Genomic DNA, 24,780 nt, shown 5'->3' on the forward strand with positions numbered 1-24,780 from the left:
TTCACCGATCGAATTGAAGTTCTGGTTTGTTATTTGATCACAGGAAGGATAAAACGAAACCTTCTAACATGGTGAATGAAACCGTAGGGGAACGCTATGTCCAAAATGGGTTTGCGGGAGCGGCTATTTTTGTCCCACGTCATTGTGATGATTGTGGGCTTGTTGACCCTACTGGCGATCGGTAAAATTTCCTCTCCCCGATTCTTCGTGGTGTATCTGCGCCAGATTGAAGTGGGCGGAGTCAGCGTTCGGCAGGTGCGAACCCAGTTGTTGCAAAGTTTTGAAGATGCCTGGAGCCAGGGGGCCTTCTGGTCTGTCGTCGTGGGGGCATCGGCAGCGGGGGGGTTGAGCTATCTGGTGACCAAGCGGATTGTCAAGCCGTTGATTCAGATGGAGGAGATTACCAAAAAGTTTGCAGCGGGTGATCTGGGCGAACGGGTTCCCACCAGCGAAATTCCGGAAGTAGACCAACTGGCGACGAGCTTTAATCGGATGGCGGCCGGACTGGAGGATGTGGAACAGCGACGGCGAGAGTTGGTGGGGGATTTGTCCCACGAGTTGCGCACACCCCTTACGGTCTTAAAGGGCTATCTGGAAGGACTGGCAGACGGTACGATCGACCCTTCCAGCGACATCTATTTGCGTCTGTCCAACGAAGTCTCGCGGATGCAGCGATTGGTCAATAATCTGCAAGAGCTATCCAAAATGGAGGCTGGTTATTTACCCATTGATGTGCGATCGTTTGATTTGTATCCCCTGCTGCTGTCGGTGGTGCAGAAATTTTCCGATCAGCTTGTGGCCGAAAACAGTCCCCAAATATCGCTGGATTACCCCACGGGCACCTCAGCCGTCCTGGCTGATCCAGAGCGGGTCGAGCAGATTTTAGTGAACCTGATTGGCAATGCCCTGCGCTATACCCCGGCTGGATCGATTACGGTACAGGTACACCAGGAAGACGCTCGCCTCTGGGTGGCAGTGATCGATACAGGACAGGGCATTGCTGAAGCCGATCTGCCCCACGTCTTTGAGCGGTTCTGGCGGGCCGATCGATCGCGGAATCGGAATTCGGGCGGTACAGGGGTTGGGTTAGCGATCTGTCGGCGATTGGTGGAACTTCAGGGAGGCACGATCGAGGCGGAAAGTATTCTGGGTCAAGGCAGTACCTTTCGGTTTTCCTTGCCGATCGCTTAACTTGTTGCCCCTCTCATGCCAATCGATCGGGAAGAATCAGGGTTTTTTGAACCGGGTTGCGACCCTTGGAAATTCCTGCTCCAGTATGCCTTCAACAAAACCCAACTGGTAGCCAATTCCCCACCACCATAGGGAAAATCCGCCTTTTCCTCGACCAATATTAAAGAGCCGCATCAAATATAGCCTGGGCCCCACAGTAACCAAACTGAAAATAATGGCCCAAATTTCCTGAAGCAGATAATTGAACCCAAACGGTTCACCTCGGTAACGAGTTGCCAGGGGGCCCAATCTTTACCCCAACTTCTAGCTTGCCGATATATGGCTTTTAGCTCATGCCGCAATCGATAATGCACCACAAGTCCTGGAATAAAATGAAGCTGAATTCCGGCGAGTTGCACTTTCCAACAATAATCTGTATCCCAGGCTGCGTAGAGGGATGTATCAAATTCGCCAACTTTTTCGTAGACCGATCGCCGCATTCCCAGGTTGCAGCCAAATGCAAAGGGGAGATAGGGAGGAGTGCCAGTAAAATCATCCATGAGTCTTTCTGATTGTTTCCAGCGACCGTTATTAATCGCTGCAACTAGCCAGGGTTCATTAAGTCGAGTGTATTCCAGGGGCCCAGCTACAAATTCGTAGCAAGATAGGGCATCTGCCATTTTTTCCAGCCAGTCGGGGCATACTTCGTCATCTGATTCACAAAAGCAAAAAGCATCTCCCGTGGCGGCTTTAACTCCAACATTATCGGAATGGGCTACACCTAAGCGAGGTTTCCCTGGTTCGTAGGCATCAACAATTTGCAGATTAGGGAGGCGATCGCGGTAGCGTTCCACAATCTCCATCGAATGATCCGTTGAACCATTGTTAACCACAATCACTTCCCATTCACCAGACCACTGTTGACTGGCCAGGGCATTTAATTGCACGTCAATGGTTTTCGCCCCGTTAAAGCAGGGAAGAATTACGCTTAACTTCATGCAAGACTCCTAAAGACTTAAAAATCGATGGTTATGTAACAGGATGTTCAAAAGATGAGAATGCCATGCAAACACCGATCGAATTTCAATAGATTCGATCAACGACGTACATTATAGCCCTACCAGCTTATTGCTCCTAAGTTGGGCTTGAGGCAATCAGTCGAAACGCTACCCACCCTAAAAAAATTCCAGATAATTAAATTCTCGTATTCCTTAACCGTCTATCTGCAATAAGTAGAGAACTCAAAATAACCGAGATAGACACACCGTAGTGAAGCACCTGGGAACAAAAAGATTATTCCACTTGTTTTACGAATCCGAACTGTTCTGAACCTGTCGATTGCTGCATCATCTACCAGAGCGTACGAATCAAAAATCAGTTTTTTGGCAGCACTTCAGGGAAACAAAATAGAATACACCGATTTTTGTACAGGGTGATAGCTTTCTATTATGGTGATGGATTTCTGGGAATGTCCAGAGTAGTGCTATTACTATAAACAGGGTAAATAGAACACTATAATTAAACAAACTTATCAATATTCTCTAGACTCACCCAATGCCCCTGTACCGCAACCGCTAACTCTGGTATCCGTTTTCACCTTTTTCTACATTGCAAGCCAAACTGTAACATTTTTGACTTGATTTGCCCGATCGATTGATGCTACGCTCTTCAGCTATAGCTGTCTTTTGGGTTGCGCAAACCTGGGGGACAGTTGGACGACCTAGAGACGAAATTCTCTAACGGAGGTCAAGCGTCGCCCACCAAAGCATACGCTCAACCTCCTACCACAGACTAATAGCGCTAGTCCGGGCTAGGGTGATGATAACACCCAATGCTCTCGGCTTGCATGGTCTGAAAAAGCTGAGGGCTAGTCTCTAGGGTTTCTTCAAACCCTGGAATACAAGGAGATTAACTGAATATGGCTCAAGATTTTATCGATCGAATTTCCCTGGGCGATCGGCTGTTTTCCTCTGCGAGTCGCTCCGTGAAAATTCTGATGATCGGGCAACCCAATGATGTAGAATTGACCATTGCTCGTCTGTATCAGTGCGATTTTTGCCGAGTTGAGGATTGGTCCCGTCCGTTACCCTTCTCCCAAATTCAGCAAGCCATCACCAAAGAACCCGGAGAAATTATGCGGATTTATGTGCGATCGATGACCTTATAGAGCATCAGTACGTATTCCTGGCAGGTCAGAAGACTGCGCTACAGCTCCGCGCTCCGGGGATTGCTCCAGGGATTGCGATGGCTTCGGGCAGCATCTTGCCTGCCAGTGAAATAGTTTTCAAGCAAGGGCAGAATTGGGATACACCCACTATGGAGTCTATCCCTGTTGCAGGGAAGGTTGCAGGGAAGATTGTTGCTCCTCTCAAACGGGGCGATGGCATGCATGAAAAATTCTGAGCCGTCGCCAGCATTTTTGGGAAAGCTTGTTGTTAGAATCTTGTGTAATTTAAACAAACGACCCTTTCCCTTAACGTTTGAGAGAGCCTATCATGCGGGTACTTGTGACTGGAGTGGCTGGATTTATCGGTTATCACCTGGCAAATCGCCTTCTAGCCGACGGATTAGAAGTCTACGGCATTGATAACCTGAGCGATTACTACGATGTCAACCTGAAGCAGGCTCGGCTCGCCCAACTGAACGCCCTTCCTGGCTTTAGCTTTGAATTTCTGGACTTGAGCGATCGCCAGGGAATGACCCAACTGTTTCAATCTCAGCAGTTTGACTATGTAGTGAACCTGGCTGCACAGGCAGGAGTGCGCTATTCCCTGATTAACCCCCATGCCTACGTAGACAGCAACATCACAGGGTTTGTCAATTTATTGGAAGGCTGTCGTCAAACGCCACCCAAACACCTCGTCTTCGCCTCTTCTAGTTCAGTTTACGGCGTAAATCCTAAAGTCCCTTTCGCCACTACCGACAATGTCGATCACCCAATTTCGCTGTATGCCGCCAGCAAAAAAGCAAACGAACTTATAGCCCATACCTACAGTCACCTCTATCGCTTACCCATCACAGGACTTCGGTTTTTCACGGTCTATGGGCCCTGGGCCGCCGATATGGCCTATTTCAAGTTCGTCAAGGCGATCGAAGCAGGCAAACCGATCGATGTTTACAACTTCGGCAAGATGAAGCGAGATTTTACCTACGTGGACGATGTGATTGAGGGCGTTGTGCGGGTGCTATATCATCTTCCCCAAACAGAAGCTCTGGGAGATGCGATCGCCCCAGTTCCCTACAAACTCTACAACATCGGTAATCATCAACCCGTCGAACTGCTTCAGTTCATTGAAATCATTGAACAACTCCTGGGTAAATCTGCTCAGAAAAACTTTTTGCCGATGCAGCCCGGTGATGTGCCCATGACCTATGCTGATGTGGATGACCTGATGCAGGATGTCGGCTTCAAACCCGATACGCCGATCGAAGAGGGAATGAATCGATTTGTTGCATGGTATCAAGACTATTATGGCAGTTAAAGACCGGAATCCAGTTCTAAGCGTGAGCAAAGTCTGCGCTTCCACTCCAGTTTTTAAGATTTATCCTTTGTTTGATCTGCTAAACTGATGTAGGTGTTTGCATCAACAGATTACCTTTTCTAGACAAAAATTCTAGATGGCAACTTGCTCTAGAAGATAATCTAGAAAGAGATCTAAGCAGTGATGCGATTGCCTTTACGGGATGTAGCGCAGCTTGGTAGCGCACTTCGTTCGGGACGAAGGGGCCGCTGGTTCGAATCCAGTCATCCCGATTCTTGTAATCGAATAGCACTTTGTTTGTCATCGTTAAAAATGAGATGCGATCGCTACATCTGACAATCGATCGCATATAGTCCATATGCTCTCGGGGAAGGGGCAGGTGATTGTTTCGGCTTCTTACAAGGATGTGCCGTTGCCTGTACAGGTGCCGGAGTTCGATCGGATGGAGGTGAGGAGATTAGAGGAATCGTAAAGTGAGGATTTGTTTGGATACCAGTGTGTTAAACCGACCGTTTGATGACCAGACGCAACCCCGCATTGCACTGGAAACTCAGGCATTGCGAACGGTTCTCCAGCTTGTGGAAGCAGGGGAGGTGGAACTGGTCAATTCAGCCGCGATCGCCTATGAAAATAGCAGAAATTGTCACAGCCCAGACGACAGTGGGTTGAGCAGTGTCTTCAGCTTGCAAGCCAGTTTCAAGCAATCGATGAAGGGATTACTCAGCGAGCAACTTTGCTAGAGGGTCAGGGCTTGGGGGCGATCGATGCGTTGCATGTGGCATGTGCGGAGGCTTCTGGCTGTGATTACTTCTTGACCTGTGACGATCGTCTGGTGCGACGGTATTCAGGGCAACTGAAGGTAGTGAATCCGGTGAGTTTTGTTTTAGAGATAACAGGAGAGAACGAATGAGCATTCAGCTTCCCAGGCAGCAAGAGGTTGTTGCAGAGGCAATGCAGGTATTACAGCAGCATTTGCCTCCCTCGAAGGTAGCTCTGGTGATTTCGATGTGGTTTGCGGAGGGAGGAGATTATCTCAAAACGCGAGAGGAACTGTTTGCAGGGGAAACGGTTGCATCGTTGGCAGCAAAGATACAGGCTTTTCAGGAGCAAAAGGTTGATTAGCCTCTCATAGCTAAAAGCCCTCACCCTAGCCCTCTCCCCTCGGGAGAGGGAACTGGAAAAGTGAATAGCTCCCTCGCCCTTTGGGAGAGGGGTTGGGGGTGAGGGCACACAACTTTTGTCAGTCAATCAGCTCGACAACTGTTAACTCGCCCCGCACCCTTGCTAACATTGCGGAATCAGGGATTGTGCGATCGGCTCCAGTTGTGAAGTAAGGAAAATGAGTGATGACCCATTCCTCGGAAACAGCAAACGATTTACAAACTTTAGAAGCTATAGCCAGCCTGGAGGCAACCATTCAGAATGCCCACCAACGGCTGGAACAACTTTTAGCCACTGTCCAGGACTATGAAGGAGCACAGGACTTATTAGAGGAATTGCGTCAGGGTCAGGCAGCGATGGCCACCACACAGGAATATCTATCCGAAACCGCAGACCAACTCCAAGTTCGCCAAGTTTTCCTGGAACGCTCTACTCAGCAAGCCCAGGAAGTCATTACTCACCTTGGGCCCCTGATGGCAAAGATCGAGTCCCTTGCAGGAATAGATGCTATCCAGGAGCAATTACAAGCCATTCATCGAGCATTGGAAACTGATGAAACCAGGCTGGAACAAGCGAAACATGAACTTCAACAATCAGTTGCAACCGACCTCCAACCCCTTGCCAGCCAAATTGCCCACCTGCGCGCCACCAATAAGCGACTCACGTTTGCGGTGATTGCGATCGGAGCCATTGCCCTGATCAGCTTGTTGACCTGATTTTACTGCACCTCAGTTGCGAGACTGATAATCTGCATCGAGCCAACATTGGGGCAGCGTTTCACCAGAGGGGAAAACCAGATCACCCTTGGCAAATTCTTCAGGATCCTGTTCCTCTTGCCCTGCCTGAATTCTTCCAGAAATGGTTGATTTGAGTGGATCAATCAGCTCCGTCGTATCCATGACTTCAACGAGGATGCCGTGATCTTTGGTTTGTAAAAACATCTTTACTTGTTCACCTAACGTGCAAAATAACAAACGGAAGCGTAACCCTCCGCATCTTTCCTTCCAAGTTCCTATATTTCTAATCCTTTCACATCCCCCCGAAGGGATAAGGGCCTGGCATCTCAGAGATTTTGCATAACCAGCTCACACCATTTCGTGCCTCGATCGGGCAATATGAATGTGAAAGCGCAATCCTGGCTAGAATGTGGCATTTCTCTGTTCCTCGTCAATTTCGACATTTACGGCTCGGCTCTAAAAACGTCACGATTTTTGAAGCTTGCTTTATCGGGTTGGTTTCCGGTTTAGCCGCTGTGTTCCTGAAGCAGGGCATTGGGTGGTTGGGGGGATGGCGAGTGCATCTGTCCCATCAGTATCCGGTCTGGCTCGCGCTGCCCTTGATTGGGTTAACGGGTGGGATACTCGCAGGTTGGCTCACAGAACGTCTGGCTCCTGAAGCGGCAGGAAGCGGTATTCCTCAAGTCAAAGCGGTTCTGGCTGGAGTGGCAATTCCCCTGAACTGGCGGGTGGCTGCCGTCAAAATGATCAGCGTAATTATAACGATCGGTTCGGGTCTAAATCTGGGACGGCAGGGCCCGACGGTACAAATTGGAGCTGCCCTCGCGGCCCAACTGAGCCACTGGCTGCCCACCTCCCCGGAATATCGTCGTCAATTGATCGCGGCGGGAGCGGCGGCCGGCTTAGCGGCGGGATTTAATGCACCGATCGCTGGCGTGTTGTTTGTCGTAGAAGAATTTTTGCAGGACTTCTCAGGACTGACCTTAGGAACCGCAATTCTGGCATCGTTTGTCGGGGCAGTCGTGTCGCGTTTGCTGGGGGGGCAGGGCCTTAGCCTGACTCTGGACTTGATGGCATCGCGGGCGGAATTTTCCTTGCAGGATGTACCGTTTGTGCTGATCTTGGGACTACTGGCGGGATTGTTGGGAGCGTTATTCAGTCGCGGAATTTTTGTCGGGCTGGCCTTCAATCGGCGGGTGTTGAAACTGGGGCTGCCGTGGAAAGTGGGGTTAGCAGGACTCATTACTGGCTTAGTGATGACCCTATTGCCTCCGGAGTTTCGAGATAGTGCCGGACTCCGAGAAACCTTCATCATTGGCGATACTCAGTGGCATTTGATTTTGTTAGCCTTTACCGTCAAGTTTGTTCTGACGCTGGTTGCCTATGGAGCCGGAACGCCAGGCGGTTTGTTTGCCCCTTCTTTATTATTAGGAGCTGCGCTGGGCAGTCTGGTTGGGCATCTGGCCGGTGCGCTAGAACTCTGGGTGGGGCTGCCGTTGGGATTTCCGGCTGGCGTTAGCTCACCGACGACTTACGCACTCGCAGGGATGGGTGCGTTTTTTAGTGCTGTGGCCCGGGGCCCCATTACCGCGATCGTGATTGTGTTTGAAATGACGACGGATTTTAACCTGGTCTTGCCCTTAATGATTGGCTCAGTGATTGCCTACTTACTCAGCGATCGATTTGCCTCCGGTTCTCTCTACAATCGCCTCCTGGCAATGAATGGCATTCACCTGGATGAAGGAAGCACGCCGGGGACAGCCTTAACTGAATTGACCGCCGCTGACCTGATGCAGCGACGAGTGGAAACCCTCTCCAGCCAGATGACGCTGGATGAAGCAAAGCAAGCCTTTTCCCGATCGCACCATCGCGGTTTTCCAGTTGTGGATGATGGCAGGCTGGTCGGCATCGTGACTCAAAGCGATATTTCCGATCGCGCCCGTCGTCCAGCGGAAATTGGGGATATTATCCTGTCTGATGTGATGACTCCCCAGCCCGTTACGGTTGCGCCAAAGGATCAGCTCAGCCATGTCCTGTATTTGCTCGATCGGTTTAAGCTCAGTCGATTGCCCGTCACCGAAGGAGCCAAGCTCGTTGGCATCATCACCCGTGCAGACATCATTCGGGTGGAAGTGGATCAACTGAGCGGTGAGAAAGGCTTTGGGCCTCAGCCGGAACCCTCCTATGTGATCTACCAGACTCGATCGCCAGCTACCGGAACTGGACGACTGCTCGTTCCCCTCAGCAATCCCCGCACTGCCCCCTCCCTCCTCCGCCTGGCTGGCTCCATTGCCCGCGAGCGGAACTACGAACTGGAATGTCTGCATGTCATCACCGTTCCTCGGAGCAAAGCCCCTGCCGAAACGGCTGTTCGGACCAGCATCAGCCATCGACTGCTACAACAGGCGGAAAAACTGGCTCAGGAAATTCAGGCTCCGATTCATACGCAAATTCGAGTTGCCCACGAACCGGCACAGGCCATGCTGGAAACCATTAAAGAACGCCATATTGACATGGTATTTATGGGCTGGGAAGGCAGAAGCACGACTCCTGGCAGGGTCTTTGGCAGTACCGTAGACACGATTGTTCGCCAGGCGGCTTGTGAAGTCATGCTAGTGAAATTCCATGAACCCGTCCGCTTTAACCACTGGTTAGTTCCTGTGGCAGGGGGCCCCAATGTGCTGGAAGCGATGAAACTTTTACCCGCCTTTGTGAAACTGGGTGACTATGCCGATGTGCGCGTGTGTCAGGTCTTCGAGCATAAACCATCTATGTCCGAAATCCAGCCGCTTCAACAAATCGTGCAGGACTTGTCTCTACAACTGAAGTGCCCAGTGCTGGACAGACCGATTTGGGGCGGTTCCATTGCCGATGAAATTATTCGCCTGGCCTGGAATGAACACTGCGATGTGATTATGTTGGGAGCAAGTCGGGAAGGGCTGCTGCAACAGGTGATTAAAGGCAATATTCCTGAGGCGATCGCCACCCAAAGTAATCGAACGGTGATTCTGGTGCGCGGGCCCATTACTAACCTGGAGTAGGTCAAATTGTCAGCCAGGAATTCTGACCAGGTCAGTAGAAGGTATGGCGGAAGTTATGTTATTTGATGCTGAAGCATACTCGATTGCAGAACGGCATCTACCTGGAACATCGGTACAGCAACCCGATCGGGCAGGCAGGATAGACAGCCCAACGATACGCAATTTCTGGAGTGCCGATGCTGGCTGGGTGGTCAAGATGCCTGCTCTGCAAGAATTCTAGATTATTAAATTCATTACTAAATTCGTATTCCTGAAAGAAAATAGAATTTATCCAAAGCAAATAATGGGTCTTTTCCCTGAGACACAATCGATCATTCCTTTCCAAAAAGGTATGGTATTATTTGATTAAGTTATGGTTTAACCAGTTCAGGTGGATTATGACCAATCACTCTCCCCATACACCAGAAACCGAGCGATCGACCCAGTTTACTCAGTCTTCTGCCCATTCCAACCTCAAGCAACCTCCTTTTGCCAGGGCCGACCAGCAAACGGCTTTACCACCAGCCCGATCGAGATGGAGAAAGCTGATTATCTACCTGTCCACCTTAAGCATCACCGCTTCTCTGGGAGCCGGTAGCGGACTCCTGCTGCTCCAGTCTTACCAGATTTGGATGGCTAAACGACAGCAGGCTGAAACTAGAATCTTGAACCAGGCAAGCCGCTACCGCCAGCAGGGGGAATTCGATCGCTGTATTGAAACAACTCAGCAACTCCCGGAGCATCGAATCAGCCTATTAATCCAACAGAGCTGTGAGGAACAGCGGGATCAAGAGAAACTGAAGCAGGCTGATCAGTTGGCCTTTGTGCAGGGTCAGTTTGCCATGGGAATTTCCCTGGCCCAGGAAATCACCAGTCCCGCCCTCCAAGAACCTGTCAGTCAATTTATCCGACGGGCGACTCAACGCATGATGACATTCATGGAGGACTACTATCGAGAAGGCAGAATCGATGATGCTATCCACGTTGCCAGAGCGATCGATGATAGCAATCCCCTCTACTTAACCGTACAGTCCAGAATTCTGCGCATGCAAAGCGAATGGAGTGCGCAAAGTCAGTTATTTGACATGGCTCAAGCCCAGTTTAGTGCCGATGAACTAGATGCCGCAGACCAGTCTTTGCAGTCTATTACCCATCCCTACTGGCGCAAGCAGTCCCAGAGGATTCAGGATGCCGTGGAAAATCGTCGTCAGACCCTGGAGGCGATCGTGGCAGATGCGGAACAGGCTTTAGAGCAAGGTAATTTCGATCGAGCCATTGCACGGGCGAATTCCCTGCCGCAAACGGAACCCTGGTCGAACACAAAGGCAGAAATTCTGACTGAAGCGAAACGGCTGGAAGATCGACAATTTTTCTACCAAACATTGGCCTTAATCGTTGTATTTTTTCTGTTTATTTTGGTGGCATTTCCCAGGTAGAAAAGTCGGGGGAAATGCATACAGTATGTAAAGCGATCGATGTTTCTGTCTGTAGGAATAAGGTTTGAGAAAACGATTATTTTAGGATGGACTAAAGGAGTGATTTTAAGCCAAAACGCCGGAAAATTTGACCGTTCCAGGGTTGGTTTGAACTTCCTTCACTTATGTGAAGTTTAGGTATGGTCTGACCCCCTACCCCAAAGTTGTGTTCGAGCCGCAACTACGATAGGATTAGGTCTCAGGTTCTTGTTTAGAGGCTTGTCTCACTTGTGTGAGGTGAGTCTCGCATTGATGGGTCTGTACAGTTCAGGGTATGCTGAACCACCGCACACATCAGGTTAGTTAAACCGTTATGAAGTTTGAAGATGTGTATGTCGTCCTGAACCAGGCTGTCTTGGATCGAGAAGGGCGACCCTTAACCAAAGCAGAGCAATTCGTTCTTACTGGAGCTTGGAATGATGCAACCTACGAAACGATCGCTGAGCAATCCCATGAGTACAGTATTAATTATTTAAAACGGGATGTTGGCCCCAAACTTTGGAAGCTGTTAAGTGGAGTTTTTCATCTGGAAGTCAATAAGAAAAACTTCCGTGATGTGGTTCAACGGATAGTGTCAAAAAAACACTCAGACACTCCTTTGATCAGTGCTTTAAAACCTCCCGTTAGCCAAACAATCGTTGCATCACCCGATCGATATTCTGCTCCCTCCGAGGCTCCAAACCAACCACGCTACGATTTAGGAGAAGCAGTAAATGTCGATTTGTTTTTTGGGCGCGATCAGGAACTCAATAAATTAGAACAGTGGATCGCGGATTCTGATCATCGATGCCGCATCGTCTCCCTGCTGGGAGTCGCTGGAATAGGTAAGACTTCCTTAGCTGTCAAGCTTGTAGAGCGCGTCAAGTCTAAATTTAAATTTGTCATCTGGCGATCGCTGAAACAGGCTCCCACCCTGACCGCACTGCTGGCCGACTTAATCGATGTTTTATCGGGAAAAACCGCCAAACTGAATGAAGACAGCGAAGCCAGTATTGCAGAATTGATGGACTATCTGCGGCAGTATCCCTGTTTGCTGGTACTCGATGATGTTGAGGCAATTTTGTCTCCCCAACGCAGTGCTGGGCGGTATCGCCAAGGGTATGAACAGTACGGCGAACTGATTAAATATATTGGGGAAGAAGCCCATCAAAGTTGCCTGCTGCTGGTGGGACGGGAAAAGCTGAATGAGGTCGCTCTGATGGAGGGCGTAAAGCTGTTTGTCAAATCCCGGAAATTATCAGGCTTGAGCGTCGAGGATGCGCAGAAGATCGTAGATGTAAAAGGGTTTCAGATCTTTGAAGCAGCCGATTCAGCCGAGGAAAGATTCCCTGGTTCGGCGATCGAATCGGCGGACTCCGAAAGCATTTCAGTTCTGGAACATATTCAAGCCTGGAATCAGCTGATTGAACATTACGGTGGTAATCCTCTGGCAATTAAGTTGGCCAGCACCGCTGTTTATGAGCTGTTTAACGGAGATGTCATCGCGTTTCTCTGCCAGAGTAGAAATGCAGCGGTCAGTTCTGAACATAATCAGTTTCCTTACCAGGGTAAAACCATTCACAGTAAGACTATTTTTGATAGCATCTACGATTTGATTGAGGAGCAGATTAATCGCCTCCCCAAAGATGAGCGGACGATTCTCAACTGGCTTGCGTTGAGCTATGCCCCTGTGTCCTATGTGGAATTGCAGAATGCTATCCTTTCCCCGGAAGTCCGACGCAAGTTCTTGGGGCTTTTGAAGTCCCTGAAGGATCGATCGCTGATTGAAGTAGAGCCACCCGGATTCACCCTACAACCCGTGATTCGGGAGTTTCTGATTGAAAAGCTAATTGAACAACTGCTGGATAATCTCAACAACATCGATCTGGTCATTGCTGCCGATCAGGAACCAGAACTCAATCAATATGCCCTGATCCAAGCCAGAGCCGAAGACGATGCGATCGAACGGCAAATTTTAGCCATTATCCAGCCCATGCTCGATCGATTACTGACGGATTACGGTAGTCAGGAGGCAGTGGAACAACAACTAAAATTTGTGCTGCAACGACTTCAGGCGGTTCCTGCGCTCAAGATTGGATATGCTGCTGGAAATGTGATCAACCTGCTACGTCGGCTCAAGCAGGCAACCCCTGATCGAGGGTTCAGTGCTCTGGAGGGCTATAACTTTGCCAATCTCGATTTGCGGCAGGCTTGCTTGCAAAACACCAGTCTGCGCCGAGTCAATTGTCGCAATGCAGAGTTGAGCACTGCTGTATTTACAGAACCGATCGCAGACATCCTATCGGTTTGCTGTGATGCCAAAGCGCAGTGGTTTGCGGTGGGAGATATGGAGGGAAAAATCCACGTCTGGAAGTTTGTTCCCCACTCTAAACTGGTGGTGAAATATCGCAGTTGGCAGGGGCACGATAGCTGGGTGCGTACGGTGGCCTTTGATCCCAAAAGCCAGATGTTGGTGAGCGGCAGTAACGATCGAACTGTAAAGCTCTGGGATGTCCATACCGGGCAATGCCTACGCACCTTATCCAGCAAGGACTGGGTTCGAACTGCGCAGTTTAGCCCGGATGGTCGTTTGTTTGCGATCGGCAGTGATGATTATTCCGTACAGTTATGGAGTGTCTCACTGGATGATCAGCCTTTTACCCTGACGAATGATTCCCATCTGGATCGGGTGCGAACGGTGGCCTTCAGCCCCAATGGAAAACTTCTGGCCAGTAGTGGAGATGATCAGACGATTATTCTCTGGGATGTGGCTCAACGCAGAAGTATTCAGCGATTGGAAGGTCACACGGATCGAGTCCGATCGCTATCCTTCAGTCCGGATAGTCAATGGTTAGCCAGCGGTAGTGATGATCGGACGGTGTTACTTTGGAAGCTTGATCACCTCACGACGGGGCAAATTTCTGAGCCGGAATTTGTATCCGAATCCGAACTAAAGCCGGAACAGAAATATACCGAACATACCGATCGCGTTCGGGCGGTGATCTTTAGTCCCGATGGCAAGCTCCTGGTCAGTGGCGGAGACGATTGCACGATTTGGATCCGCGATCGACAACAAAAATCGACCCTGCGGCTGGGGGGAGATTCTCCTAAGCGAATGGGACGGGTTCAATCCCTTGCCTTCAAGCCCAACAGCCGAATTCTAATTAGCGGTCATGATAACCAGATCTTGAAATTGTGGAATCTCAGTCGCTCTGGTTCAGTTAATGTTCCAGTGAAAAAGTTGCAAGGCTTTACCAATGGCATTCAAGCCTTAAAATTTACTGCTCCCAATCTTTTGATCAGTGGATGTGATGATCATCGGATTCAAATTTGGGACATTAATCAATCCAATCCACCCACCCAACTGGTAGGACATACCGGACGAATTACTACCCTGGCATTGGGACAATACGGCCCCAACCATCTACCTGTTCTGGCCAGCGGCAGTGATGATTGCACCGTGAAACTTTGGGATCTGCGATCGGGTCATTGCCTCCAGACCTTTTCCTATACCACTCACTGGATCCGCACCGTTGCGTTCAACTGGACGGGCAAAATCCTGGCGATCGCCGGAGATGATCAATGCATTCACCTGTGGGACATCGATCGACCCACCATCGCCCCTCGAACGCTGCGCGGACACAAACATTGGATTCGCTCGATCGCTTTTAGCCCCAATCCTGACATTCCTCTGTTGGCCAGTGGTGGAGATGATCAGGTGGTGATGGTATGGAATGCTCATACAGGGGAATGGTTGCGTTCCCTGGATAAGCATCAGCATCGGATTCGATCGGTGGTCTTTAGTCCAGACGGAACCCTGCTAGCGAGTGGCAGTGATGCTGCTGTGATCAAAATTTGGGATGTCCAGCGGGGAGAAGATATTCAAATCCTGCAAACGGACTCCGACGATGGAGACAATGCCTGCGGAATTAAATCGATCGCCTTTAGCCCCGATGGTTCCCTGCTGGCCTGCGGTAATGAGGCTGGCATAGTGCGATTGTGGGATTTGGCGACCTGGGAGTACCAGATCCTAGCCGACGTGAACCTGGGCAACCGATCGCACCAACGGGGGGTGCATGCAGTCACCTTTAGCCCGGATGGACAAACGATCGCCAGCAGCGACCGGGATGGAGAAATCAAACTCTGGCAGGTGGCCACAGGGGCATGGCAAAGAACGCTGAAGACCGATCGACTCTGCACGGATATGGATATTACCGGAGCAAGAGGACTATCGGATGTCCAACGGGCAACCCTACTGGAACTGGGAGCGGTCGATCGAGCACCTTGAGCCCATCTCAATCAACGTGAAACATACCCACGGAGACTTCAAGTTCCCGGGCCACATCAATGGCGTGTTGCAGGGAAGCCGCTACCTTCCGCGAAGCGTTCGCGTTTTGCTCTGTCACCTGGGCAATACCCTGAATCCGGTTGGTCACCGTTTGGGACGTTTGGGTTTGAGAAATGGTGGCTTCAGTGATCGATCGAAGCAGTTCATCAATATGATGGGAAACCGCTGAAATTTGATTCAGGCTGCGCTTGGCATCTTCAACTAAATGGGTTCCCTCCACAACTTTGTGGGTGCTGCGCTCCATGGCGGCCACAACTTCGCTGGTTTCAAGCTGAATCGATCGAATCATGTCTTCAATTTCTCGTGTTGCTGCCGCTGATTGTGCTGCCAGTTTGCCGATCTCCTCTGCGACGGATGCAAATCCCTGTCCCTCTTCCCCCGCCCGGGCCGCTTCAATCCCAGCATTGATAGACAGCAGGTTCGTCTGAAGGGCAATTTGCTCAATCAGCGATACCGCCTTGGAAATTTCCTGCGACGATTCGCCCAACCGTTTCACCTTTTTCGCCGTTTCACCAATCACATCTCGCTGACTCAAGATGTTCTGCACCGCCCGATCGACGGCTGTTTTGCCCACTTCTGAAGTCTTGGAGGCTTGTTCTGCCACCTCTGAAGCGGTCTGGGCACTTTTGGCAACTGAATCGATCGAGGTAATGACCTGCTGAATTGAATCCAGCGTTAGGTGAATTTCCTCAGCCTGCATCAGTGCAGTATCCGACAGTTGACGAATGGACTCCCGGTTATCGCTGATGGAATTGCTGACCTTGAAAACAGAAGCTTTTACATTCACAACAATCTGCTGCAAGCTTTCAACAATGGAATTGAAAAAGTCTGCAACGGTACCCAGATCGGTGCTGGTGACTTCTGCACGTACAGTTAAATCCCCCCGTGCGGCCCCTTCTACATCATCCAAAAGGGCGATCAGTTGGTTTTGCAAGCTTTCCCGCTGCGCTCGCTGCTCCTCCGCCAAAAGTTTGGCCTGCTGAACGGCTAATTTCCGTTGTTCCATCAGATCAGCCCGTTCCAGGGCAAGCCCCACCTGCGCTGCCGCCTGCGAGAAAAAGGAAATTTCCTGAGCTTCCCATTCCCGGACTCCAGAACATTGATGGGCAATCAGCAATCCCAGGAGCCGACTTCCCTGCTTAATGGGGGCAACTAAATTTGCCTGCACGTTAAAGGGTTCAAGTTGTCTGAGGTGACATTCCGTCAGTCCAGCAGCGTAGATGTTAGACGTAGCTTGCACTCGTCCAGCCCGATATTTGTCTACGTAGTTTTCAGCGAAGCAGGGGTCATAAATGGTAGCACCCAGGGCTTTGGGATAGGCTGCTGCGACAGATTCAGCAACGATCGTCCCTTTCCACTCAGCATCAAATTGATAAATTATCACCCGATCGGCTCCCAGGGCGAGTCGGATTTTTGTAACGGGCAGTTTAGCAAAGACAGACTCTAGTGTATCTGCCTGCGCCATTTCCAGGGTGATATCCTTGAGCACCTGCGATTGTCTGGTTTCCTTTTCCCTGGACTGGAGTAGGGAGAGGCGATCGAGAATGGCTCCTAATTGAATTGCCAACTGCTTAAGGATATTAATTTCTGTTGTTTCCCAGGAATGGGTTTGGGTGCAGTCATGGGCAATCAGCAGACCAAACAACTGGCCTTCATTCAAGATGGGAACGACCAGATTGGCCTTAATTTTCAGGCGTTCCATCAGTTCCCGATGCTTGGGATGCAATCCGGCATTCATCACATCTGAGGTGAACCAGACGCGATTGTGCCTGTAGGCTTCTAGTAAATCCTCAGGAATACAGGGATCCTGGATCGCTTCATTCAACGTACGAGGTAGTCCGGCTGCAACCGCTTCGTTGGCGATGTATCCACTCCAGTCTGGTTTGAAGCGATAAACTACAACACGATCGACTCCAAGGATATGACGCACCTGTTCTAATGCTTTTTTAAAGACGATTTTGACATCCTGCTCATCAACAATGCGAGCACTGGTCACTTCTGCAATTAATTGAGTGTATTGAGTAATAATGTCCTGTTCGTTTTGCAATCTTTTATTTTGTCTGCTGAGGGTATTAATGGACTGCACGATCGTATTAATATCGGTAGTATTTGTTTCAGGTAACGTAACCATATCCAGCGTTCCAGATGCTACCTTTTCAGCAATAATTGATAATTCGCGCAGGGGTTCAGCCATGCGACGAGATCGCATCCACGACATCGCCACAGCGGCAGAACCTAAGGACAGCAAGGCTAAAACCGAGAGAAACTGAAAGTGGTTATCTGATTCGTTTGTGCCAGCGGTGGCCAGCGTAACAGGTTGATTGACAGGAGAAAAACCCGTAGACGCACTAGTAAAAAAGGGTTGGGCGATCGGCTCAACCTCGAGAACGGGTTGGATAAAATGGTCTGCGATCGTTTGAGGAGAGGTTTGAGCCGACTGAACCGAAGGTTGATGAGTGTCCAATGCTGGAGGATGGAACGGTTGGGCGGAGGAAGCCTCGGCGGTAAGGGGCAGGAAAAGGGTAGATAAAGCGGCCCACCGCAAGGAATAGGCTGGATCAAGAGAGCAGTGCTGAACCCGATCTCGGTTATTTTCGGAAGTCATACCTGATACCTGACAAAACGACTCAAACACAAATTGCACCAATGACAACTATCTGATGGACAAACCGCATGAACTAAAAGCTATACGAAGGACAGATAATTTAAAAACTTGATTAACGAACGATAAAACATACAAATGATGAACTGGATTGTCACGAGCTTTGCAATCCCACTCTGCACAAGCAACGAACTCTATAAACTACAAACGGTATGAGTAATGAACCGTATAAATTACTAAACAGCGATAATAAATTTATTCTGAAGCCAGGACGCGCCAACAAACCGATCGCGCTGCCTTAGAAGCCTCTCCACAGAGAAGAGACAGTCCAGTAACGCCACCCACCGCTCTGCCTGCAATTGCCAGTTCCGTTGTGACATATTGCACGCAGGCTTCAAAATCCTCTAGAGAATCAGGTCGTGCGTCTGGATGCTCCTCTTTCCAGGTCTGAGCAATGAACAGGGCGAGTTTTTCAAACTCCTGGCTCAGATGAAGGGACTGTAGTGTTCGACTGGGCGATCGATCCGGATTGAGCCGATGGGGATTGGTAGGCTGTGAGTTGTTCAAGACCATACTTAACGAAATAGCGATTTGCAGTTGGAAGTATGAACTGCACCCTATGCGGCAATGCACAACCTGGAGATTAACACTGGAAATGAACAGAAGCTGAGGTGTATCCAATAGAGTCAGCTAGAGCCAGCTAGAGCCAATTAGATCCAATAGGCTGAATTAACTGGCAAAGTTTTTCTTTGAAGCAACTGACTGCTGGAATGGAACGCTCCAAGATGTTCATGGAACCCAACGGAGAGATCCAACACCAGATTGCGCTCTGTCAGGTGATCCAGTTCCTTAGGAACGCAAATTAAATAACTCCGATTTTTTCTGTACGGGCGCACAGCAGTGCGCCCCTTCTGGAGATTAAATTTTCGATTTCATTTGATCCGCGTTCCTTAGGAGAGCAGACTTAACTTGATTTTCGCAGGGTAGAAGCAGGACTATCCTTTATCAGCAAAAGGTATCGTTTCAAACACAGTGTCAGTTAACCAGCAAATGGATAAATACGCATCAGAACCAACGATGCACCCTGGAAATCCTACAAAGCCCAAACAAAACTCCATCAAAATTAGTTTTGCATTGGAGCAGTATGCTTTGGGTATTGATAATACGCTTTCTATAGCTAGGATAAAAACAAACTGTGCAAATCTCGGGTAAAGGTTAAGAAAGGTAAAGTATTAGCTTAGTTTGATCAATACCGTACAGATCAAAGCAACTTGCTGCATCGAATTTTGCTTCATCCTTGACGAAATAGCCCTACCGATCAGTCAACTGGAGGCTGGGAAGCAGCAGCAGGTAGAGATTGAGGGAGTCTGACGGTAAAAGTGGTTCCAGACCCAGGTTCACTGTCCACAAAAATTTCTCCCTGGTGAATCTCAACGCACTTTTTCGCTGCGGCTAGCCCTAACCCTCTGCCCTGAATATCTCCCACGTTGTGGCAACGATAGAACATATCAAACACATGGGGCAGGTTGCTCGCTGGAATACCAATTCCCCGATCGTGTACCTGAAATTGGATCCAGTCTTCCTGCCAATCCAGCACCAGGTCAATTTCTCTGGTAGTGGGGGAATACTTCACCGCATTTGAGAGTAAGTTGGTGAGAATCTGTTGCAGGAGTACGGGATCCACCACAGACTCAGGGGCTTCACTCTGGCAAATCAGTCGGATCGTATGGTGAGTCAAACTGGGTTGCAGGGTTTCGATCAGGTTCTGACAAAAAAGCTTCAGGTCGGTTGGCACAGGTTGGCAGAAGATAGCGTCTGGATCGTGGTTACTCACAAACAGAATCTTATCCAGCAAGTTCAGGAGATGTTCGATCGCTGCATCGATTTTGTTGAAGTATCGATCCTGAGTCACGGCTGAAAGATTTTGATCTTGATCATTGGTGTATCGCAGTAAGTCTGCGAAGCCGCGAATATGGGTCAGGGGAGTACGAAAATCATGGGAGAGAATCGAAATAAACTCGGATTTCAGGCGACTTAGCTCTTTTTCCCGATCCAGTGCCTGCAACGCGCGGGCTTCTGCTGCCTGCAAATTTCGCTTCATGTGCTGTAACTCCAACTGATGCCGAACCCGAATCAGCACTTCTTCCACCTGGAAAGGCTTAGAGACATAGTCTGCCCCCCCTGCCTGAAACGCCTTGACTTTGTCGATCACGCCATCAAATGCACTTAAAAAAATGACGGGAATCTCGCAGGTTTGCTCATTGGCCTTGAGTTGTTCACAAATCTCATAGCCATTGATCTGAGGCATATTAATATCCAGCAGAATTAAGTCTGGTAGTTCAACCTGAATCGTCCTGAGGGCAGCCGTTCCAGTAATGGCCATGCGTACCTCGTGCCCTTCATGGCGTAACATGGCTGAGAGCAATCGTAAGTTGGCAGGGGTATCATCAACGATTAAAATGTTACCTGTGATGACCTGATTTGAGGCTTGTTTCATCCCGCTCATGCTATGCATCCCATTCACTTTGAGTTTAGGAATTTTGCCAGTTTAATGCGGCAAGCAGCTGTCCGGCGAGTTGCTGGGGCTTAAAGGGCTTGGCAATAAACTCTGCTCCTACTTCACCGAACCAGCGGCGATCGTCTGGCTTCACTTTGGCCGTCAGGAAAACTATGGGAATTCGCTGGGTTTTGGGATCCGCACGGAGCATTTGAAAGACCATGATGCCACTCATATCGGGCAACATCATATCCAGCAAAATCGCATCGGGTTGTTTCAGAGCGGCGATCGCCAATCCTTCCCGGCCTGAACCTGCAACCGTCACCGCCATTTCAGGTTGTGATTCTAGACTGACTTTAGCGACTTCACAAATATCTGCGTCATCGTCAATGACCAGGATGTGCTTCGGCATCATGACTTATGCAATAAATAAAAAATAAATAAATAAGGACTCAACCCATAATCAAAGGTATGAATCCGGGGGCAACCCCGACTGTGATTCCACCCCAGGGGGCGAGAACGTCCCCCAAGAGATTCAATAGGATTCCCGGGCAGGGCTGCCGCAAACGCTGCATGACCACAGAAGTAGGACAGGGTACCAGTAGATAATCAAATAATAAGTCAGCCTGATTTTTTTCAACCGTATCCGATTGACTGAGCAGCAAAATAATTCGCATCTGGTGTCGCTGCTTTGTTCCCAACCGTTTAACGAGGTCTCGCCAGGATAAATCGGTGAGGTTATCTGATAGTAAAATCGCGGATGCCTGAAAGGGAGAACGTCTGGCTCGAAAACGTTTGATGGCATCTTTGCCCTGCTTGAACCAGCAAGTGTGGTAGCCTCTGGTGTCCAGGGCCCGCATCAGGGTTTGAGCAAAATTGTCTTCATCTTCAGGGTAAATCAACGCGACATCCACTGTTGAGGCTTCCAGGGAGGGTTGCCAGCGCGTCGAGAAAATGCGATCTCTCCCAGCCACCTTCGCCCGGTAAAGTGCCGTGTCCGCTGCACGATACAGCATTTGAACGGTAATGCCATCCTGGGGGTACTGGGACACCCCCGCACTGAAGCTCGTGGTCAGGACTGTTTCCTGGTTCGATGTCAGGGGAGTCGATCGCCACTCCTCCAGGATTTCGGCTAATCGCTCTGTGCCATCGCCCCAGGTAATGCCGTACATGCCCACGACAAACTCTTCTCCTCCCCACCGGGCCACCACATCCCCCGCCCGAAATTTCTGTTTCAAAAACTGCCCAAACTGGCGCAACACTCGATCGCCCTGCATATGACCGTATTGATCATTCACCCGCTTGAAGTGATCCAGATCCAGCACTGCAAAGCAAACGGGCTGCTGGGAACGTTGGGCAATCCGCAGCAGTTGATTTAACCCCTGAATGGACTGTTGCCGATTGGAGAGATCCGTCAAAGCATCCACCTGGGAGGCACTTCTGAGGAGCCGACTGCGGCGAATCCGGTTCGTCACCTGCACTACAACGGATTCCAGGGGGGTGGTGGCAGTAACATAATCGTCAGCTCCGGCTGCAAAAATGTCATGGAGGATTCCAGGTATGACTGCTTGAATCAGGACAACCACCGGGAGCCAGTTCCAGTACGGATCTTGTCGGATCGCCTGACAGAGTTGGAGTCCGTTAACGTCGGGAACCTGCATTTCCAGCAGCAACAGGTCAGGATGAACCGCCCTGATGGTTTCCCAAATTTGAGTGAAATCATTGAGTTCAGTAATTTGCAGACTGGGGGATAGGGAGGTTCGCATCTGCCGTGTGGTCTTTACCTGCCCTACGACCAGCACCTTGGCCGTTCCCCAATGGAGTTCTTGCCAGATTTGCGTAATCGACTGGAGAATCTGGGGCAGTGGTGTGGTTTTAGATAAAAACAGCTTGGCGTTGATCTGGACTGCCATTAATCGATCGCCATAGTCCTCTTCCCTGGACAGGACAACGATCGGGGTTGAGGGCGCAAAATCCTGGAGATCCGCCATCAGGGGCGATCGGCTGGCAGGGTCTTTCAGAAAATCCAGATCGAGCAAAATGAGATTTGGTTCAGTGTGTTGAAGCTGCGTGCGGAGCTGGGCCAGATCGGCAATATGGATCACTTGAATATTCCAGGAAGCGGCTTCAAGTTCCAACTCGCGGCTGAGAGCTGGATCTCGATCGATGACCAGCAGAATGGGTTGGGGTTGGGCAGAAAGGGTTGGAGCAGCCTGCACTTCTGCCGAGGTTTCCACACGCTGATTGGGTTGCTGCTGAATCACCTGCCGCAGATCGGATACTAACTGTTCCAGCGGTTTGTTGATCGATTGCCGATGCTGGGCTGCACTGGACTCCACCTGAGGCAGGTACGACTCTAACAGCGTTTCAATTTGCCGGGCCAGGTGCGAGCCTTCATCCAGCCCAAAGGTGCCCAGCCCTCCTGCTAGCTTATGGGCATTTTCGATCGCCTTCTGATGCAGCGTGGCATCCAGACTCCGGGTTTTGAGAGCCTGTACCGCTTTGTCCAGCACCGTCAGCCGTTCCAGACAGGCTCCTTTTTTGCGTTCCCAAATTTGGGCAACCGTGGCATCCAGGCGATCGGGGGGCACGTTCGCTGGGGCAGGGGCAGGATTGCTCTTTTCTAAAAAGGATGGATTCAGTCGATATCCCTGACCGTACAGGGTTTCTAGCAAATCCCCTGCTCCAACACGCCGCAGTTCTTTGCGAATATTCTTAATGTGGGACTTGACTGTATCTTCGACGGGAGCTTCCTCATCAAACGACCAGAGATGCTCGACGATCGCCCGCCGACTGAATACTCGATGGGGACTCCGCAAGAAGAGTTCCAGCAGGAGATACTCTTTCCGGCTGAATTGGAGTGATGCGCCGTTGTAGGCGACATTGCGTGTGTTGGGATCAAGCTGTAAACCGCCATACTCCAGCACTGAAGATAGTACCGTACTGCCTCGACGCAGCAAGGCCCGAACGCGCGCAATGAGTTCCTGACTGTTGAACGGCTTGATCACATAATCATCGGCTCCACCGTCTAAACCCATCAACTTATCGGTGGTGGTATCGCGCACTGTTAGCAGCATCACCAGTACGGGATTATTACGTTCTCGTAACCGCCGACAAAAGCTAATGCCATCCAGCCGGGGCAGCATGATATCCAGCAGGATCAAATCATAGGGAAAAGCTTCTACCAGTTCCCATCCCGATTCCCCATCCGTTGCCACATCAACTACATAGTTTTGCCCCACCAGAACAGCCGTCAACAGCTCTACGATGCTCTCATCATCTTCTACTAACAGAATTCTCATAAAAATATATACAGGGAGAGGTGTTTCACCTCCAAGGGCAACACCAAGGATCTAAGGAGTGGACTGAAACAAATACGACTTTGTTCACAGTAGCGAGACTCTCTACACGGCTGGCTACAGGGAGGTAGGCCGAGGAAAACAGGAAAGCAGTCTGGAAAATATTTAGCAAAATTTAGGAGAGGCAGAACAAGCACGCGCATCAAACCTCAGATCGATGGGCAAACTCTTCTGGCCAACCTGGAAACAGCAATAAGCAACAGCTGATTTGGAATATTTGTACTAAAAATATTCGCCCCAGAAAAGCCTGTACTAACATTAGGCGTTCAATGACTTCTATGCTCAAATGCTTGAACATGGATATACAGTCCATAAACCACCTGACTATTGGGGAAGTATTGGAAAATCAAACACCTTAACCAATCCAGTATCCCTACGTTGAAAGTACCGCTCGGAAATCTACCTTAGGGAGTTTAGAAAAGTAGCGTACTTAATAGTACAGAGTAAAAGTGCAAAAGTAGAGGAATGTTCTTGTTTGAACCCAGCAATCGGTCAACCTTAAGTATTAATTACCATATCTAGTATATTTTGGCTCAGGGATTAAACCGTAAATTCACTGAGATTGAATTCGGTCTATTTGGTTAGGGTTGTTTGGTCTCGTTGTTTGCCCCAGTTTCTATCAACCCAGTGAGGTTGTGAGACCGATTTCGGTTTTCAATACTCAACTTTTCCACCTTTTCTGCTTATTTTAAGTAAAGTAACAAATAACAAATAACAGGCAATAGAGTAGCAAATCATTTTGGATTCGTCTGTTTCTTTTTGACTGTCCGGTGTAAAAAGAGTCCCGGAGGATGTGAATATCTTGGCTTCATTGGTAGATAGAGAAATAGAGGTGCTGTTGATTGATGAGGCACTGATTTCACCGTTCAAGTTTTGGCATGATGGTCAGGTTCAGCAGGGAATGCAGTTTCGCATGCGATTGTTTGGCCAGTTTCGCTGTTTCGATCGCC

Annotated in this window: 18 protein-coding genes and 1 tRNA gene; 12 read left to right on the top strand and 7 right to left on the bottom strand. The window is 49.7% G+C overall.

Annotated features, from left to right (window positions below; all coding sequences use genetic code 11):
• Positions 1 to 96: 96 nt before the first annotated feature.
• Positions 97 to 1,191, top strand: a complete 1,095-nt coding sequence (locus ACM1PF_RS12325; RefSeq protein WP_416674866.1) for a sensor histidine kinase — start codon at positions 97 to 99, stop codon at positions 1,189 to 1,191.
• A 173-nt stretch (positions 1,192 to 1,364) separates the two neighbouring features.
• Here the strand turns inward: ACM1PF_RS12325 and ACM1PF_RS12330 are convergent, their stop codons facing one another.
• Positions 1,365 to 2,168: a glycosyltransferase family 2 protein gene (locus ACM1PF_RS12330; protein ID WP_416674867.1), complete on the bottom strand. Its 804-nt coding sequence runs from the start codon at positions 2,166 to 2,168 to the stop codon at positions 1,365 to 1,367.
• 920 nt (positions 2,169 to 3,088) lie between these two features.
• Between ACM1PF_RS12330 and ACM1PF_RS12335 the strand changes: the two genes are divergently transcribed.
• From ACM1PF_RS12335 to ACM1PF_RS12365, 7 genes are all read left to right on the top strand, one after another.
• Positions 3,089 to 3,337, top strand: coding sequence for a hypothetical protein (locus ACM1PF_RS12335; protein WP_416674869.1), 249 nt, complete (start codon positions 3,089 to 3,091; stop codon positions 3,335 to 3,337).
• Between the two features lie 328 nt (positions 3,338 to 3,665).
• Positions 3,666 to 4,652: an NAD-dependent epimerase gene (locus tag ACM1PF_RS12340; RefSeq protein ID WP_416674870.1), complete on the top strand. Its 987-nt coding sequence runs from the start codon at positions 3,666 to 3,668 to the stop codon at positions 4,650 to 4,652.
• A 198-nt stretch (positions 4,653 to 4,850) separates the two neighbouring features.
• Positions 4,851 to 4,924 (top strand) — tRNA-Pro (locus ACM1PF_RS12345).
• A gap of 213 nt (positions 4,925 to 5,137) precedes the next feature.
• Positions 5,138 to 5,392 (top strand): hypothetical protein, encoded by a 255-nt coding sequence (locus ACM1PF_RS12350; RefSeq protein ID WP_416674872.1) that lies wholly within the window; start codon positions 5,138 to 5,140, stop codon positions 5,390 to 5,392.
• Positions 5,293 to 5,562, top strand: coding sequence for a type II toxin-antitoxin system VapC family toxin (locus ACM1PF_RS12355; RefSeq protein ID WP_416674874.1), 270 nt, complete (start codon positions 5,293 to 5,295; stop codon positions 5,560 to 5,562). Before ACM1PF_RS12350 ends, ACM1PF_RS12355 begins: the two co-directional genes overlap by 100 nt.
• A complete protein-coding gene (locus ACM1PF_RS12360; RefSeq protein WP_416674876.1) occupies positions 5,559 to 5,774 on the top strand; it encodes a hypothetical protein in 216 nt (71 codons plus the stop codon). The genes ACM1PF_RS12355 and ACM1PF_RS12360 overlap by 4 nt, the downstream gene beginning before the upstream one ends.
• A gap of 224 nt (positions 5,775 to 5,998) precedes the next feature.
• Positions 5,999 to 6,529, top strand: coding sequence for a hypothetical protein (locus ACM1PF_RS12365; RefSeq protein ID WP_416674877.1), 531 nt, complete (start codon positions 5,999 to 6,001; stop codon positions 6,527 to 6,529).
• A gap of 12 nt (positions 6,530 to 6,541) precedes the next feature.
• On the opposite strand, the gene ACM1PF_RS12370 is transcribed toward ACM1PF_RS12365, so the two are convergent.
• Positions 6,542 to 6,754, bottom strand: coding sequence for an acetyltransferase (locus ACM1PF_RS12370; protein ID WP_416674879.1), 213 nt, complete (start codon positions 6,752 to 6,754; stop codon positions 6,542 to 6,544).
• A 203-nt stretch (positions 6,755 to 6,957) separates the two neighbouring features.
• Here ACM1PF_RS12370 and ACM1PF_RS12375 point away from each other — a divergent pair, with 203 nt between their 5' ends.
• From ACM1PF_RS12375 to ACM1PF_RS12390, 4 genes are all read left to right on the top strand, one after another.
• Complete coding sequence (locus ACM1PF_RS12375; protein WP_416674880.1) at positions 6,958 to 9,591, top strand: chloride channel protein; 2,634 nt, start codon at positions 6,958 to 6,960, stop codon at positions 9,589 to 9,591.
• A gap of 43 nt (positions 9,592 to 9,634) precedes the next feature.
• Positions 9,635 to 9,811, top strand: coding sequence for a hypothetical protein (locus ACM1PF_RS12380; RefSeq protein ID WP_416674881.1), 177 nt, complete (start codon positions 9,635 to 9,637; stop codon positions 9,809 to 9,811).
• 157 nt (positions 9,812 to 9,968) lie between these two features.
• Positions 9,969 to 11,006 carry a hypothetical protein gene (locus ACM1PF_RS12385; protein WP_416674883.1) on the top strand — a complete coding sequence of 346 codons (1,038 nt, stop codon included), beginning with the start codon at positions 9,969 to 9,971 and terminating at the stop codon, positions 11,004 to 11,006.
• Positions 11,007 to 11,358: 352 nt separating this feature from the next.
• The gene (locus ACM1PF_RS12390) at positions 11,359 to 15,312 is read left to right on the top strand and encodes a WD40 domain-containing protein (protein WP_416674885.1); all 3,954 of its coding nucleotides are present in this window, start codon (positions 11,359 to 11,361) and stop codon (positions 15,310 to 15,312) included.
• A 7-nt stretch (positions 15,313 to 15,319) separates the two neighbouring features.
• On the opposite strand, the gene ACM1PF_RS12395 is transcribed toward ACM1PF_RS12390, so the two are convergent.
• From ACM1PF_RS12395 to ACM1PF_RS12415, 5 genes are all read right to left on the bottom strand, one after another.
• Positions 15,320 to 17,977, bottom strand: a complete 2,658-nt coding sequence (locus tag ACM1PF_RS12395; RefSeq protein WP_416674886.1) for a GAF domain-containing protein — start codon at positions 17,975 to 17,977, stop codon at positions 15,320 to 15,322.
• A gap of 252 nt (positions 17,978 to 18,229) precedes the next feature.
• Positions 18,230 to 18,541: a hypothetical protein gene (locus tag ACM1PF_RS12400; protein WP_416674888.1), complete on the bottom strand. Its 312-nt coding sequence runs from the start codon at positions 18,539 to 18,541 to the stop codon at positions 18,230 to 18,232.
• 751 nt (positions 18,542 to 19,292) lie between these two features.
• Positions 19,293 to 20,471: a hybrid sensor histidine kinase/response regulator gene (locus ACM1PF_RS12405; RefSeq protein WP_416674890.1), complete on the bottom strand. Its 1,179-nt coding sequence runs from the start codon at positions 20,469 to 20,471 to the stop codon at positions 19,293 to 19,295.
• A 34-nt stretch (positions 20,472 to 20,505) separates the two neighbouring features.
• Positions 20,506 to 20,886, bottom strand: coding sequence for a response regulator (locus tag ACM1PF_RS12410; RefSeq protein WP_416674892.1), 381 nt, complete (start codon positions 20,884 to 20,886; stop codon positions 20,506 to 20,508).
• Positions 20,887 to 20,923: 37 nt separating this feature from the next.
• Positions 20,924 to 23,773: a response regulator gene (locus tag ACM1PF_RS12415; protein ID WP_416674894.1), complete on the bottom strand. Its 2,850-nt coding sequence runs from the start codon at positions 23,771 to 23,773 to the stop codon at positions 20,924 to 20,926.
• Between the last annotated feature and the right edge of the window lie 1,007 nt (positions 23,774 to 24,780).

The sequence above is a fragment of the Egbenema bharatensis FJBBOT/2019 genome (assembly GCF_048077055.1).
Lineage (GTDB): Bacteria > Cyanobacteriota > Cyanobacteriia > Elainellales > Elainellaceae > Egbenema > Egbenema bharatensis.